Source organism: Arthrobacter sorbitolis, assembly GCF_054510995.1.
This window is the reverse complement of the sequence record NZ_JBTNDM010000001.1, coordinates 607,790-620,955: the sequence shown is the minus strand read 5'-3', so window position 1 is coordinate 620,955 and position 13,166 is coordinate 607,790. Positions and strand designations below refer to the sequence as shown.

Genomic DNA, 13,166 nt, shown 5'->3' with positions numbered 1-13,166 from the left:
GCTGACACCACCCAGATTTCACCCGACACCACGTCTGAGGGAGAGCGGACCGAACTCGGACGGTCTGCCGACAAGGCACGCATAGGTGCTCCCTCCGGCACTGTGGACACCCGCGCCGTCATCGACGGCTTCACCGAGGAGGGCGAGAGCCTGCCCGGCGGGGACGACGGCACCGAGCAGCTCGGCTTCAAGAAGCACAGCCACGGCAACGCGCCCGTGGTGCCCGAGGCGTCCCGGGGGGAGCGCCGCAGGTCCTTCGACCTCGCGGACTTCCCGACGCTGACCGGCCTCGAGGAGGACTGGCGGTTCACGCCGCTCAAGCGCCTCCGCGGGCTCCACACGGACGCGCTGAGCGGCACGGCTCCCGGGATCGAGGTCGGCGGTGCCGGCAACGTCACCGTCGAGACCGTCGGCCGCGGCGACGCCCGCCTGGGCTCGGCCGCGACCCCCGAGGACCGCGTGTCCGCCGCCGCATGGAACGCGTTCACCGAGGCGACCGTCATCACCATCCCGAAGGAGACGGTGGCGGACGGCGAGGTCATGGTCGAGGTCACCGGATCGACCTCCGACGCCGCCGCCCAGCACATCCTCATCCACGCGGAGGCCTTCTCGAAGGCCGTCGTCGTGCTCGACCACTCCGGCTCCGCCACGCTGGCCCAGAACGTCGAGATCATCGTCGGCGACGGGGCGCAGCTGACGGTCGTGAGTGTCCAGGAATGGGACGACGACGCCGTGCACGTGTCCTCGCAGCAGGCGAAGGTGGGCCGCGACGCACGGTACAAGCACGTCGTCGTCAGCCTCGGCGGCGACCTCGTACGGCTCACGCCGTCGTCGATCTTCACCGCCACCGGTGCCGAGGTCGAGATGTACGGCCTGTACTTCGCCGACGCCGGCCAGCACCTCGAGCAGCGCCTGCTCGTGGACCACGCCGTCCCGAACTGCAAGTCGCGGGTCACCTACAAGGGCGCCCTGCAGGGCGTCGACGCCCACACCGTGTGGGTCGGCGACGTGCTGATCCGCAAGGCGGCCGAGGGCACGGACACCTACGAGACCAACCGCAACCTGATCCTCACGGACGGCGCGCGCTCGGACTCCGTCCCGAACCTCGAGATCGAGACAGGCCTCATCGAGGGCGCGGGCCACGCCAGCGCCACCGGCCGGTTCGACGACGAGCACCTCTTCTACCTGATGGCCCGTGGCATCCCCGAGAAGGCGGCACGCCGCCTCGTCGTCCGCGGCTTCCTCACCGAGGTCATCCAGCAGATCAAGGTCCCCGCGCTCGAGGAGCGCCTGTCCGCGTCGGTCGAGCGCGAACTCGCCGCGGGGAACCTCTGATGGCCGATGCGCCCGGCGGCGAGCTGATCTGCAGCGTCGACGACGTCCAGGTCAAGCAGGCACTCCGCGTCCTCATCGACGACTACCCCGTCGTCGTCGTCCGCGATTCCGACGGCGAGATCCACGCGCTGGGTGACACGTGCTCCCACGCCGACATCTCCCTGTCCGAGGGCGACGTCGAGGGCTGCGCCATCGAGTGCTGGGGCCACGGCTCCCAGTTCGACCTGCGGAGCGGCGCCCCGCTGCAGCTCCCGGCCTACGAGCCGGTCCCGGTGTTCGCACTCGAGGTCCACGACGGCAACGTCTACGTGGACGTCACCAACGTCACCAACGGAGCGCCCGCCCCGCAGCTCGGCTAGCCGGCGCCGTCCGAACCTCCCACGTCCTGCGCAGCAGGCGATGAAGAAAGAACACGATGACCACACTTGCAATCAAGGACCTGTACGTCAGCATCGACACCGAGCAGGGCAACGTCCCCATCCTCAAGGGCGTCACGCTGACGATCAACACCGGCGAGACCCACGCGATCATGGGCCCCAACGGTTCCGGCAAGTCGACCCTCGCGTCGACCATCGCCGGCCACCCCCGCTACAAGGTCGACAGCGGCTCGATCACCCTCGACGGGGAGGACGTCCTCTCCATGAGCGTCGACGAGCGAGCCCGTGCCGGGCTCTTCCTCGCGATGCAGTACCCGGTCGAGGTCCCGGGCGTCACGATGACGAACTTCCTGCGCACCGCCAAGACCGCGCTCGACGGCGAAGCCCCGAGCCTGCGCCACTGGACCAAGGACGTCAAGACGGCCATGGCCCAGCTGCGCATCGACGCGGATTTCGCCCAGCGCAACGTGAACGAGGGTTTCTCCGGCGGCGAGAAGAAGCGCGTCGAGATCCTCCAGCTCGAGCTCTTCCGCCCCAAGTTCGCCATCCTGGACGAGACCGACTCCGGCCTCGACGTCGACGCCCTCAAGGTCGTCTCCGAGGGCGTCAACCGCGAGCACTCGAAGGGCGAGATGGGCACCCTGCTCATCACCCACTACACGCGCATCCTGCGCTACATCAAGCCGGACTTCGTGCACGTGTTCGTCGCCGGCAGGATCGCCGAGGAGGGCGGGCCGGAACTCGCGGACCGCCTCGAGGAAGAGGGCTACGATCGGTTCACGGCACAGTCCGCGGTCGAGGCCTAGGACCCTACGATTCGGCACGGTGTGCCGATCGACCTGAACACCGCCTGAAAGGAAGAGTCGGATGAGTGACGTGCAGCAGGCGCAGACCGCGCTGGATGACATCGAGGAAGCGCTGCGGGACGTGATCGACCCGGAGCTCGGCGTGAACATCGTCGACCTCGGTCTCCTCTACGGCCTGAACTACGCGGAGGACGGCGCCCTCCTGATCGACATGACCCTGACCACCGCGGCGTGCCCGCTGACGGACGTGCTCGAGGAGCAGGTGGGCCAGGCGCTGGACGGCGTGGTCGACGAGTGGCGACTCAACTGGGTGTGGATGCCGCCGTGGGGTCCCGAGCGGATCACCGAGGACGGCCGCGACCAGATGCGGGCGCTCGGCTTCAACATCTGAGGTGTCGCAGGGGCGCGACGCCCGTGCAGGAGGGTGGTTCCGGGGACAGCCGGGGCCGCCCTCCCGTGTCTCACGGGTCGGTCCGGTCCCCGCCCTCGGCGCGGGGAGGGGTCCGAGCCGCACCGGGCTCACGGTCGCCGGGGTGCTGCTCCTCGACGCTGTCCTCGTCCACGGCACCGCCCAGGCCGCGGGCGGCGAGTGCTTCCCCCGTGCGGTGCGCGTAGGCGACGGCGCCGATCACCAGGGGCGTGACTGCGACCCGCGGATGCCGGTCGAGCCCGCGGGCACGCGCCGCCTCGCGGACATCGACGAACAGGCCCGCGAGGTACGGGATGCTGCGCAGCATGATGGACAGGGCGAGGGCGAACCGCTCGGGGTCGGCGCCGACCGCGCGGAACGGCCGTGCGAGCCGCGCCACGCCGTCGAGCAGGTCCTGCGTCGGGGTCGTGAGGGTCACGGCCCGCGCCACGAGCAGGCAGGCCGCGATCCCGCCGATGACCGCGACGGCGTGCAGCCACCCCTGGGACACGCCCTGGTAGACCGCGAGGAGCCCGAGCACGGGCGCCGCGGGCAGCAGCATCCGGAGGATCCGCGCGGGGGACCGGTGCGCCCCGAGCGCCAGGGCCCCGAGGGCCAGGACGAGCGCGACGGCGCTGGTCGCCGGTGACCGCCACGCGATCACGACGACGGCGCACGCGAGGGACACGACAGCCTTCACCGGCAGCGGCGTCCGGTACAGGAAGCCGGAGCCGGGCTGGTAGAGCCCCAGCGTGCTGCCGTAGCCCCTCACGGCCCACCGACCGCCGACGTCGCCGCGAGCTCGCGGTACCGGGCCACCGCGTCCGCCGGCGGCCCGTCGAACACGATCCGGCCGTCGTCGACGACGAGCGCCCTGTCGCTCTCCAGGGCGAAGTCCAGGTTGTGGGTCGTGAACACGACCTGCTGGTCGAGTCCGGCGATGAGCGCCCGGACGCGGGCGTCGTTGCGGAGGTCCAGCAGCGTGGTGGGCTCGTCGGCGACGAGCACGCGCGGCTCCACCGCGAGGACCACGGCGAGGGCCAGGATCTGGCGTTCGCCGCCGGAGAGGTCGTAGATGCTGCGGTCGGCCAGGTGCTCGATGCCGAACCGCCGCAGGACGGCTGCGCCGGCCCGTCGCCGCTCCGCAGCCGGCAGCTTCCGGCTGCGCAGGGACAGTTCCACGTCCTCGCGGCCCGTGGGCATGACGAGCTGCGACAGGGGATCGGTGAACACGAACCCGACGCTGCGCCGCACGGCGTGGCCCTGCGACCGCGTGTCCCGGCCGAAGACGGCGACCGACCCCGAGGTGGGGACGAGGAGGCCGTTGACGAGGCGCAGGAGGGTCGACTTGCCGGACCCGTTGGGCCCGATCACCGAGACCCGCCGCTCGGACAGGGTGAGGGTGAGCGGATGGAGGAGCGTCCTCCCGTCGTCCGAGCGGACCGCTGCGCCGCTGAACTCAAGCACGCGGTACGGGCCGCCCGGCGAGGAGCCGCGGGAAGGCGCGGTGGACCGACACGGCGAGCACCGCGGCCAGGAGGTTCTTCAGGACGTCCCCGGGCAGGTAGGCCGCATCGACGACGATCGCGTCCCGCAGGGGCAGGCCCGCATTGACGACCAGCCCGGCGATCCCGAGGGGGTGGATCGTCAGGAGGCTCGCCGCGAGGCACGCGAGGAACAGCAGGAGCGTCCGGAAGCGCTCCGCCCGGCGGAGGACGGCGACGGCCAGGAGGCCGGAGACGAGGGCCGCCAGCGGGAACGCCACGAGGTAGCCGGCCGACGGCCCGGCGAGCACGCCGAAGCCTCCGCTGAAACCGCTGAACACGGGCAGGCCGATCAGGCCCGCGACGAGGTACAGCAGCACGGCGGCCGTTCCACGGGCCGGTCCGAGCACGATCCCGGCGAGCATCACCCCGAGCGTCTGCAGTGTGATCGGCACCCCGAGCGGACCCACCGGGATACCGGGTAGGATTGCAAGGGCGGCGATGAGGGCGGCGAAGACCGCGACCAGCGAGAGATCGGTGGCATCCCACCGCTTGCGGGACGACGGCCGGCGGGTGCGGGCCGGTCCTGCATCGGTTTTCCCGGCTGGCTGCATGGCACATCCTCCTTCAGCGGGCCGGAGTCGCACCGGCCACTCCGGTGATCTGTCGGATTCCTCCAGCCGCAACTGCTTCTGTACCGAGACTAGCGCCGGTCATCAGGGACTCCCTTGTGGGATTCCTACAACAAACGCCGTCTCCGGCACCATCGAAAGGCCCCACCGTGATTAGCGTATCGAACCTGGAGCTCCGGGCCGGAGCCCGCCTGCTCATGGACGAGGTCTCCTTCCGGGTCGACAAGGGCGACAAGATCGGGCTCGTGGGGCGCAACGGCGCCGGCAAGACGACGCTCACGAAGGTGCTGGCGGGCGAGTCGCTGCCCGCCGGGGGCACGGTGACCCGCTCGGGCGAGATCGGCTACCTGCCGCAGGATCCCCGGACGCCGAACATGGAGCAGCTCGCCCGCGACCGCATCCTGTCCGCCCGCAACCTCGATGCCGTCGTCGGGGAACTGCGCCAGGCGCAGGAGGACATGGCGAGCGAGAAGACGTCGGTACGCAACAAGGCGATGGCCCGGTACGACCGCATCGAGGCGGCCTTCCTCGCGGGCGGCGGCTACGCGGCCGAAGCCGAGGCGGCGTCCATCTCCTCCAACCTCTCGCTGCCCGAGCGCATCCTCAACCAGCCGCTCAAGACCCTGTCCGGCGGCCAGCGCAGGCGCGTGGAGCTCGCCCGCATCCTGTTCTCGGGTGCCGAGACCATGCTCCTCGACGAGCCGACGAACCACCTCGACGCCGACTCGATCACCTGGCTCCGCGAGTTCCTCAAGAACCACCAGGGCGGCCTGATCGTCATCAGCCACGACGTGGAGCTCCTCGAGGCCACCGTGAACAAGGTGTTCCAGCTGGATGCGAACCGCGGGACGATCGACATCTACAACATGGGCTGGAAGCGGTACCAGCTGCAGCGCGAGACGGACGAGCGTGCGCGGAAGCGCGAGCGTGCGAACGCGGAGAAGAAGGCGCACGTCCTCATGGACCAGGCGAACAAGATGCGCGCCAAGGCGTCCAAGGCCGTGGCCGCCCAGAACATGGCCAAGCGCGCGGAGCGGCTGCTGGGCGGGCTCGACGCGGTGCGCGCCTCCGACCGTGTCGCGGCCCTGCGCTTCCCCGACCCGTCGCCGTGCGGCAAGACGCCCATGACGGCCGAGGGCCTCAGCAAGTCCTACGGCTCGCTCGAGATCTTCACCGACGTCGACCTGGCGATCGACCGCGGTTCGAAGGTGGTGATCCTCGGGCTCAACGGCGCGGGGAAGACGACGCTGCTGCGGATGCTCGCCGGGGTGGACACGCCCGACACCGGGAAGGTGATCGCCGGCCACGGCCTCAAGGTCGGGTACTACGCGCAGGAGCACGAGACGCTCGACACGCAGCGGACCGTCCTCGAGAACATGAAGTCCTCGGCGCCGGACATGCAGGACGCCGAGGTGCGCGGCATCCTCGGTTCGTTCCTGTTCTCCGGCGACGACGTCAACAAGCCCGCCGGTGTGCTCTCCGGCGGCGAGAAGACCCGCCTGGCACTCGCCACCATCGTCGCGTCCTCCGCCAACGTGCTGCTGCTCGACGAGCCCACGAACAACCTCGACCCGGCCAGCCGCGCCGAGATCCTCGGCGCGCTCAAGAACTACAGCGGGGCCGTGGTCATGGTCAGCCACGACGAGGGGGCGGTGGACGCCCTCGATCCCGAGCGCGTCGTCCTGCTGCCCGACGGCGTCGAGGACCTGTGGAACTCCGACTACCTGGAACTCGTCACGCTGGCCTGACCTCGGCAGCAGCCGTCACGCCGCATCGACAGCACGGGATTCGAGGGCGGGTACCGTGCGCATCGGTGCGTGACCGACCGCCGCCCGGCGTCGCGGGCTCGTCCAGATCCCGCTCGATCCGGCCGTGAACGCCTTCGGGATCTGGCTCAGGCAGATCGCCGCGTCCAGCATGCGCACCAGGGGGAACAGCAGCCCGAAGAGCAGGTACGACGGGCGCCTGAGCAGCACGGCCGCCAGCACCGACAGCAGGAAGTCGGGCAGGAGGACACCCACGAGCACGGCCTCCAGGGGCAGCGCGTTGGCGATCCAGTCGACCGGCTGCGGTACCTGCTGCATCTCGGCCGGCAGCGCGTCGAAGACCAGGGACAGTGCGAGCAGGGGCAGCAGCGTCAGGAGGAGTATCCCGCTGACGACGATCTCGACGATGTGGATCCACAGGTTGACCCAGAACTTCGAGAACCGGAAGCGGTGCCGCCGGACGGTCTGCCAGAACCCCAGGTTCCAGCGCCGGATCTGGCGCATGTAGTCCCCGAGGTTGTCGGGATCCTCCGTGTACGCGACGGCCGCGGAGGGATGGAAGGCGATGCGCCCGAGCTTCCTCGCGTGCACGTCGAACGTCATGTTGAAGTCCTCGATGACCAGCCCGCGGCCCGCGACGTCGATGTGCCGCAGGACCGAGGTGCGGTACATGCTCGCGAAGCCCGGCACGATGTTCACCACGTTGGCGCCCTTGGCCGCCTGCCCGTACTTGAGCAGCAGCTGCACGATCAGGTACAGCCTGTCCCGGTACGCCACGAGGAACCGCCCCAGCAGGGGGCGGCGGCCCGTTCCGACGATGGACTTCGCGCGGCCGGCCACGGCGGCGACCTCCGGGTCGGCGAAGAGGGGGAGGCCGGTCGTCAGGTACTCCCTGGTCGGGCGCGTGTCGGCGTCGAGGATGAGGACCACCTCGAAGCGGTCGCAGAGCTCGAAGTACCGGATCCCCTCCGCGAGAGCGCCGGCCTTGCCACGATTGACCGTCAGGTCGAGGACGTTGACGCCCATGCCCTGCGCGATGGGGACCGTGGCGTCGCTCGACCTGTCGGACACCACGTGGATGTTCGCGGGGGCCACCAGCGCCGACGCCGCACGGAGCGACTGCTCGATCGAGGCCGCCTCGTTGTGGGCGGCGATCAGGACCGCCACCTGGCTCACGTCGGGCGTACCCCGCGGGGGCCCTCCCCGACGGGTGGACGTCAGGCGGCCGAACACCTCCCCGACGCTGCGGCCGAGACCGACGAGGCTCCAGAAGGTCGTGCTGACACCGATCACCAGCAGGACCACGACTACGTAGGTCAGGACATCCATGATTCTCCATTATCGGGACGAGGGGTGAAGGGGATCATCGCGGTGCCCGCTCACTGGACCTGGCTGGTGGTGACGATTCGCCGCCAGGGCCCGTCCGGGACGTCCTCCTCGTCGACGAACTGCCAGTCGACGCGGTCGTCCTGACCGTCGAGGTCACTGAACCCCAGGCAGCCGTTGATGGCGGGCGACACGTCCAGGCCGGCACCGCTGTACTCGGTGCTCGCGGGACGCCGGTCGTCCGTCCCGAAGACGTACGCGCTGTCGTCGTACACCGCCGGTCCCGCATCCTGGATCTGCCCGTAGCACACGGCGGAACCCTTCCTCAGTTTCACCCAGCGGTTCTTCATGAAGCTGTGCTGCCTGCTCGTGAGGAGCGCCGGGTTCTCCGCGGCCTCCTCCGCCGCCCAGGGGATGACGGTGCCGCGCTGCGCGAAGGCCTCGGGATTGTTGAGGTCGTCGAACGGCAGGTCGAGGTAGAACGGGTTCTGCAGGGGCGTCATGCTGCTGGGGAAGTAGCCGTTGGAGGCCACGCGCGGCTCCGTGCTGCAGCCGTCGGAGGTCCGGATGCCGTCGCACCCGCCGTAGCTCTCCATCCACCGCGAGTCGTAGGTGGAGTACTCCTGGCTGCCGTCCTCCGCGTCGGGATCGTGGATCTCGCCCACCCAGAAGGTCGTGGAGACGATGTCCGTGTGCCAGGGGTACTTGTCCTTCCCCTGGGTGGCGACGATCGCCGTCGTGCCGACGACGAGCAGCGCGACAGCCGCGACCGCCAGCACGATGGTGCGCCGGGGGGATCGCGTGCGGACTGCCACCGGTGGATCCTTTCTCGCTGGCGGTTCGTGGAGGGTCCGGCGGGAGTTCTCCGCCGGTCGATCGTTCGCAGCGCGTGCTGCCTGGGCGCCCGGGCCCGTTCCCGTGGTCACCATGGCGAGGCCAGGATGCTCAGCGACGCCGGGTTGTCGAAGGGTGCCGTGAAGGCGCGGCGGACCTGGGCCCAGGTGGCGGCGACGCTACGGGTCAGGAACTCGTCCCAGGTGATGTCCACCTCCTGGCTGTAGTCGTCCGTGACGAGTGTCCCGGCCTCCCGGAGGTTGAGGCCGAAGCTCAGGCCGTCGACGTCGCGGGGGACGTGCGGCGTGGTGAACGTCGCGTGGGTCCACTCGTCGGTCGGGGGGAAGGGAGGGCTCGAGGTCCAGTGCGTCCAGCTCCCGTCCGAGTCGCGGACGTAGATCTCGAACTGCGTCTCTCCCGTGGACTTGTACCAGGCGCCGAGGTCGTAGGCCCTGCCCGACTCCACGGGCGGGGAGCACGTGCCCAGGTCGAGGGTCGGCAGGAGTTTCGCGTCGCCTCCCACGTAGTCGGCCAGGTCCAGCCGACTGCCCGCGTCGCCCGAGTGGGCGTCCTCCACCACCGTGAAGGACGGGCGGTTCTCCCCCCAGCCGACGCCCTGCCAGCAGGCCGGCAATGCGCTGTCGTGGCTCGGCGTCTCGAGGCCGGGGTTGCGGAGGAGGTTCCCTGCGCGTGGTGCTGGAGGGTACTCGACCGTCGCCTGCTGCGGCCCTCCGATCACCTCGTCCACGGTCCGGACCACGGTGCCGAGCGGGGCGCGTGCGGCCAGCCACCCCGCGAAGGCGTCGAACACCGACGGCGGGACGGACAGCGACGTGCCGGTGGCGTCGATGTGGTGGAAGGTGAGCTGCAGCCACCCGCCCGTGGTCTCGGCATCGGTGACGGTCTTCTGCAGGTCGGCCAGTGTCCAGGTGTTCTCCACCTGGTTCGGTGCCTTGGTCCTGAAGGGATCGGCCGGCGGGGTGGTCTCGGCGACCGGGCACTCCTCGCAGGTGAAGGTCACCCGGGGCAGCTCGGGGCTCCGGATGTCGCCCAGGCCGCGGGCGCTGTTGTAGCCGCACCCCGCGACGATCTGCTCCAGGTCACGGCTCGCCGTCCCGTAGGGATAGGCGAAATTGGTGACGTCCAGTCCGAGTTCCACCAGCTTGGTCCTGTCGTTGCATACTTGGCGCTGCGCTTCCTCCGCGTCCATCTCGGCCAGATCGGCATGGGTCACGGTGTGGCCGCCGATCTCGTGGCCGGCGGCCTGGAGGTCCTGGAGCTGGGCGAGTGTCATCTTCGTGGGCGCCGGATCCGTCGGCCCGGGCTCGTCGGCGATGAGGCCCGACGACACGAAGAACGTGCCTCGAAGCCCGTAGTCCGCCAGGACCCGGGCGGCATCGACCTGGTCGTCGTGTCCGTCGTCGAACGTCAGGCTCACCATCGTCCGTGGCGCGCCGACCGAGGGCTCGGCGCCCACCGAGGAGTGCGCCGGCACCGATCCGCTGATCGACGCACCGAGCAGGAGGACGACGAGGAACAGTGTCGCGGTCATGCTGAACAGGTCCGTAGGATGCCCGTGCGTCCGGTCACCCGGGCCCGCGGCCCCGCCGCGAAGGGCCCCTCTGGCCCTCCGTCGGCGGGTTCGCGTCACCTAGTGGCCCCGGCCGGCACCCCACCCGGGGCGGTGGAGAGCATCGACTTGGCCACCTTCAGGATGATCGTGTCCACGGTCGTGGTCGGCTTGAACCTGACGAGGCGTCCTGCGAGGGAGTTGTCAGGGACCCTGCGCCGCATGTCCTCGTAGCCGGCGCCGTAGGCCTCCTCGTAGGGGACCAGACTGATGACGCTGCTGCTGCCGAGCAGCTTGACCGCCCGCTCGGCCAGGTCGAGGATGGAGATCTCCTGCAGGCCCCCCAGGTTCACCGCGAGCCCGCGGGTCGCGGGCTCCTCGGCGATGCGCACCATCGCCGGGATGATGTCCCCGACGTAGGAGAAGCAGCGCGTCTGCCTGCCGTCACCGAACACGGTGAGCGGCTCGCCACGGAGGGCCTGGCCCACGAGGTTCGGCACGACCATGCCGTAGCGGCCGGTCTGGCGCGGACCCACGGTGTTGAAGAGCCGCACGATGGAGACCTGCAGCCCGTACTCACGCCAGTAGGCGTGGGCGAAGGCCTCGTCGATCCCCTTCGCCGCCGCATAGGTCCACCGGGACTTCAGCGGGGAGCCCAGGATGCGGTCGGAGTCCTCCGACAACCGGTCGGCGGTGTTCTTGCCGTAGATCTCGCTGGTGGAGGCCAGCAGGAGATCCACCCGCGCATCGCGGCAGGCGTCGAGCACGACCTCGGTGCCGTGGATGTTCGTGCGGAGGCTCTCGAGGGGGTGATCCACGATCAGGTGCACCCCCACCGCTGCCGCCAGGTGGAAGACGCGGTCCGATCCGGTGACGACCTCCCGGACGGCGTCCCGGTCGAGGATGCTGCCCTCGCGGAAGGTGAAGGACGGGTTGTCCCAGACGTCCTTTAGGTTCTCGAGGGAGCCGGTGGACAGGTCGTCCAGGACCGTGACGGTGTCGCCCGCCTCCAGCAGGTACTCGGTGAGGTGGCTGCCGATGAAGCCGGCACCGCCCGTGATGACAGTTCTCATGCTTGTTCTCCCAGCTGGTTCGTTTCGAGGCTGATGCGTCTAGAGATGGAAAATGTTCGTTCCGAGGGCCAGGCGGAACGTGGAGTCCAGCACGGGGACCTCGGGGGAGATCCAGGTGACGTCTGCCGAGCTGTGCGCGGTATGGAGGAGCACCAGGTCGGCCTCGAACGCTCCGGGGTCGGCATCGTGCTCGAGCATGGTCCCGTCGGCCAGTCGCACGGTCGGGATCAGGTGGTCGTGGTAGCCCACCACGGCACCCTCGTCGATGAGGCTCGCGAGGATCTCCAGTGCGGGGGACTCCCGCAGGTCCTCGACATCCGGCTTGTAGGCCACGCCGACGACGAGGACCCGCGCGGAGTGGAGGCCCATGTCGCGGTCCGACAGGATCTTGCGGATGCGGTCGACCACCTTGCCGGGCCGGGCGGCGATCGCGTTCATCGCCTGTTCGATCACCGGTGTCGACAGACGCAGCTTGCGCATCTGCCAGAGCAGGTAGTGGGGATCGCAGGGGATGCAGTGGCCGCCCACCCCCGGGCCCGGCGTGAAGGCCATGAAGCCGTAGGGCTTCGTCGCCGCGGCGCCGATCACCTCCATGACGTCGAGGTCCAAAGAATGCGACATATCGGCGAATTCGTTCGCCAGACCGATATTCACGGCGCGGAAGGTGTTCTCGACGAGTTTCGTCATTTCCGCGGCGTCCGCGGAACTCACGACGTGAATGGAGCGGGTGTACGTGCCGATGAGTGCCACGGCCGCCGTCGTGCAGCTCTTCGTGATTCCACCCACGACGCGGGGGACGTCCTCGTGGGCGAAATTGTCGGCACCCGGGTTTATCCGTTCCGGGCTGAAAGCCAGGTGGATATTGCTGCCCGGCACCAGACCGCGGCGTGCGAGCGGGGTCGCGAGCAGGTCACGGGTGCAGCCGACGTAGGTCGTGGAGGTGAGGAGCAGCAACTGGCCGCTCACCGCCTGCTCGACGACGGTCTGGCAGGCACTGCTGAGGATGCCGAGGTCGGGGACCAGGTAGGCGTCCACCGGTGTGGGGACGCAGATGATGACGGCGGCCGCCTGGGACAGGCGGGTGGAGTCGGAGGTGAGCTCGAAGTAAGGATCGGCCAGGGCCCGGGTCAGACGTTCCCGGTCGGAGTTCACCAGGTCCGCGCGTCCGTTGCGGATGACGTCCAGGCGCGAGGTGCTCGCGTCGACGCCGAGTACCCTGGCGCCGGCGGCGGTGAAGGCGAGCGCCGTCGGCAGTCCGACATAGCCCATGCCGACTATTGCGACATCGAATTCGAAGGCCTGTTCCTGCTGTTCCGGCGCCGGTTCGAAGACCGGGGCGGGAGCTTCCAGGAGCTGCGGTGCATTGTGCCTGTTCGACAATTTCGGACCAGCAACCAGATTTCCAGTCATAACTTCGTCCTTTTTTGATCGGCGGTTCCGTCGCTGGTCGGTGAGGTGCCCGACAAAATGCCCGGAATCCCTGATTCGGAGCCTTGGAACATTTACGACAGTCGACGAATTCATCGTCCGTCGCCAAAACTCTACGAAGGGCCC

At 69.5% G+C, this 13,166-nt stretch carries 13 protein-coding genes; 5 read left to right on the top strand and 8 right to left on the bottom strand.

The window, feature by feature from the left end; genetic code table 11:
• Window positions 1-102: 102 nt before the first annotated feature.
• The 4 genes from sufD to ACX80K_RS02995 all read left to right on the top strand — a co-directional run bounded on the left by sufD (window position 103) and on the right by ACX80K_RS02995 (window position 2,909).
• Window positions 103-1,335: a Fe-S cluster assembly protein SufD gene (sufD, locus tag ACX80K_RS03010; RefSeq protein WP_459270375.1), complete on the top strand. Its 1,233-nt coding sequence runs from the start codon at window positions 103-105 to the stop codon at window positions 1,333-1,335.
• Window positions 1,335-1,694, top strand: coding sequence for a non-heme iron oxygenase ferredoxin subunit (locus ACX80K_RS03005; protein ID WP_459270374.1), 360 nt, complete (start codon window positions 1,335-1,337; stop codon window positions 1,692-1,694). The genes sufD and ACX80K_RS03005 overlap by 1 nt, the downstream gene beginning before the upstream one ends.
• 56 nt (window positions 1,695-1,750) lie before the next feature.
• Window positions 1,751-2,518: a Fe-S cluster assembly ATPase SufC gene (gene sufC / locus ACX80K_RS03000; RefSeq protein WP_104179614.1), complete on the top strand. Its 768-nt coding sequence runs from the start codon at window positions 1,751-1,753 to the stop codon at window positions 2,516-2,518.
• A gap of 61 nt (window positions 2,519-2,579) precedes the next feature.
• On the top strand, window positions 2,580-2,909 hold the full coding sequence (locus tag ACX80K_RS02995; RefSeq protein ID WP_105030674.1) for a metal-sulfur cluster assembly factor: 330 nt from the start codon (window positions 2,580-2,582) through the stop codon (window positions 2,907-2,909).
• Between the two features lie 70 nt (window positions 2,910-2,979).
• Here ACX80K_RS02995 and ACX80K_RS02990 read toward each other — a convergent pair whose 3' ends face one another.
• Genes ACX80K_RS02990 through ACX80K_RS02980 form a run of 3 tightly spaced genes read right to left on the bottom strand, consistent with a single transcriptional unit; the run spans window position 2,980 to window position 5,025 of the window.
• Window positions 2,980-3,699, bottom strand: coding sequence for an energy-coupling factor transporter transmembrane component T family protein (locus tag ACX80K_RS02990; RefSeq protein WP_459270373.1), 720 nt, complete (start codon window positions 3,697-3,699; stop codon window positions 2,980-2,982).
• Window positions 3,696-4,394, bottom strand: a complete 699-nt coding sequence (locus tag ACX80K_RS02985; RefSeq protein ID WP_459270372.1) for an energy-coupling factor ABC transporter ATP-binding protein — start codon at window positions 4,392-4,394, stop codon at window positions 3,696-3,698. The genes ACX80K_RS02990 and ACX80K_RS02985 overlap by 4 nt, the downstream gene beginning before the upstream one ends.
• On the bottom strand, window positions 4,387-5,025 hold the full coding sequence (locus tag ACX80K_RS02980; RefSeq protein WP_459270371.1) for a biotin transporter BioY: 639 nt from the start codon (window positions 5,023-5,025) through the stop codon (window positions 4,387-4,389). Before ACX80K_RS02980 ends, ACX80K_RS02985 begins: the two co-directional genes overlap by 8 nt.
• Before the next feature lie 167 nt (window positions 5,026-5,192).
• Here ACX80K_RS02980 and ACX80K_RS02975 point away from each other — a divergent pair, with 167 nt between their 5' ends.
• A complete protein-coding gene (locus ACX80K_RS02975) occupies window positions 5,193-6,791 on the top strand; it encodes an ABC-F family ATP-binding cassette domain-containing protein (protein WP_459270370.1) in 1,599 nt (532 codons plus the stop codon).
• 15 nt (window positions 6,792-6,806) lie between these two features.
• Here the strand turns inward: ACX80K_RS02975 and ACX80K_RS02970 are convergent, their stop codons facing one another.
• The 5 genes from ACX80K_RS02970 to ACX80K_RS02950 form a co-directional block, all read right to left on the bottom strand.
• Window positions 6,807-8,138, bottom strand: a complete 1,332-nt coding sequence (locus ACX80K_RS02970) for a glycosyltransferase family 2 protein (RefSeq protein ID WP_459270369.1) — start codon at window positions 8,136-8,138, stop codon at window positions 6,807-6,809.
• 50 nt (window positions 8,139-8,188) lie between these two features.
• Window positions 8,189-8,950: a hypothetical protein gene (locus ACX80K_RS02965; RefSeq protein WP_459270368.1), complete on the bottom strand. Its 762-nt coding sequence runs from the start codon at window positions 8,948-8,950 to the stop codon at window positions 8,189-8,191.
• 107 nt (window positions 8,951-9,057) lie between these two features.
• Window positions 9,058-10,521, bottom strand: coding sequence for a polysaccharide deacetylase family protein (locus ACX80K_RS02960; protein WP_459270367.1), 1,464 nt, complete (start codon window positions 10,519-10,521; stop codon window positions 9,058-9,060).
• A gap of 95 nt (window positions 10,522-10,616) precedes the next feature.
• Complete coding sequence (locus ACX80K_RS02955) at window positions 10,617-11,612, bottom strand: NAD-dependent epimerase/dehydratase family protein (RefSeq protein ID WP_459270366.1); 996 nt, start codon at window positions 11,610-11,612, stop codon at window positions 10,617-10,619.
• Window positions 11,613-11,651: 39 nt separating this feature from the next.
• Window positions 11,652-13,022 carry a nucleotide sugar dehydrogenase gene (locus ACX80K_RS02950; protein ID WP_459270365.1) on the bottom strand — a complete coding sequence of 457 codons (1,371 nt, stop codon included), beginning with the start codon at window positions 13,020-13,022 and terminating at the stop codon, window positions 11,652-11,654.
• Between the last annotated feature and the right edge of the window lie 144 nt (window positions 13,023-13,166).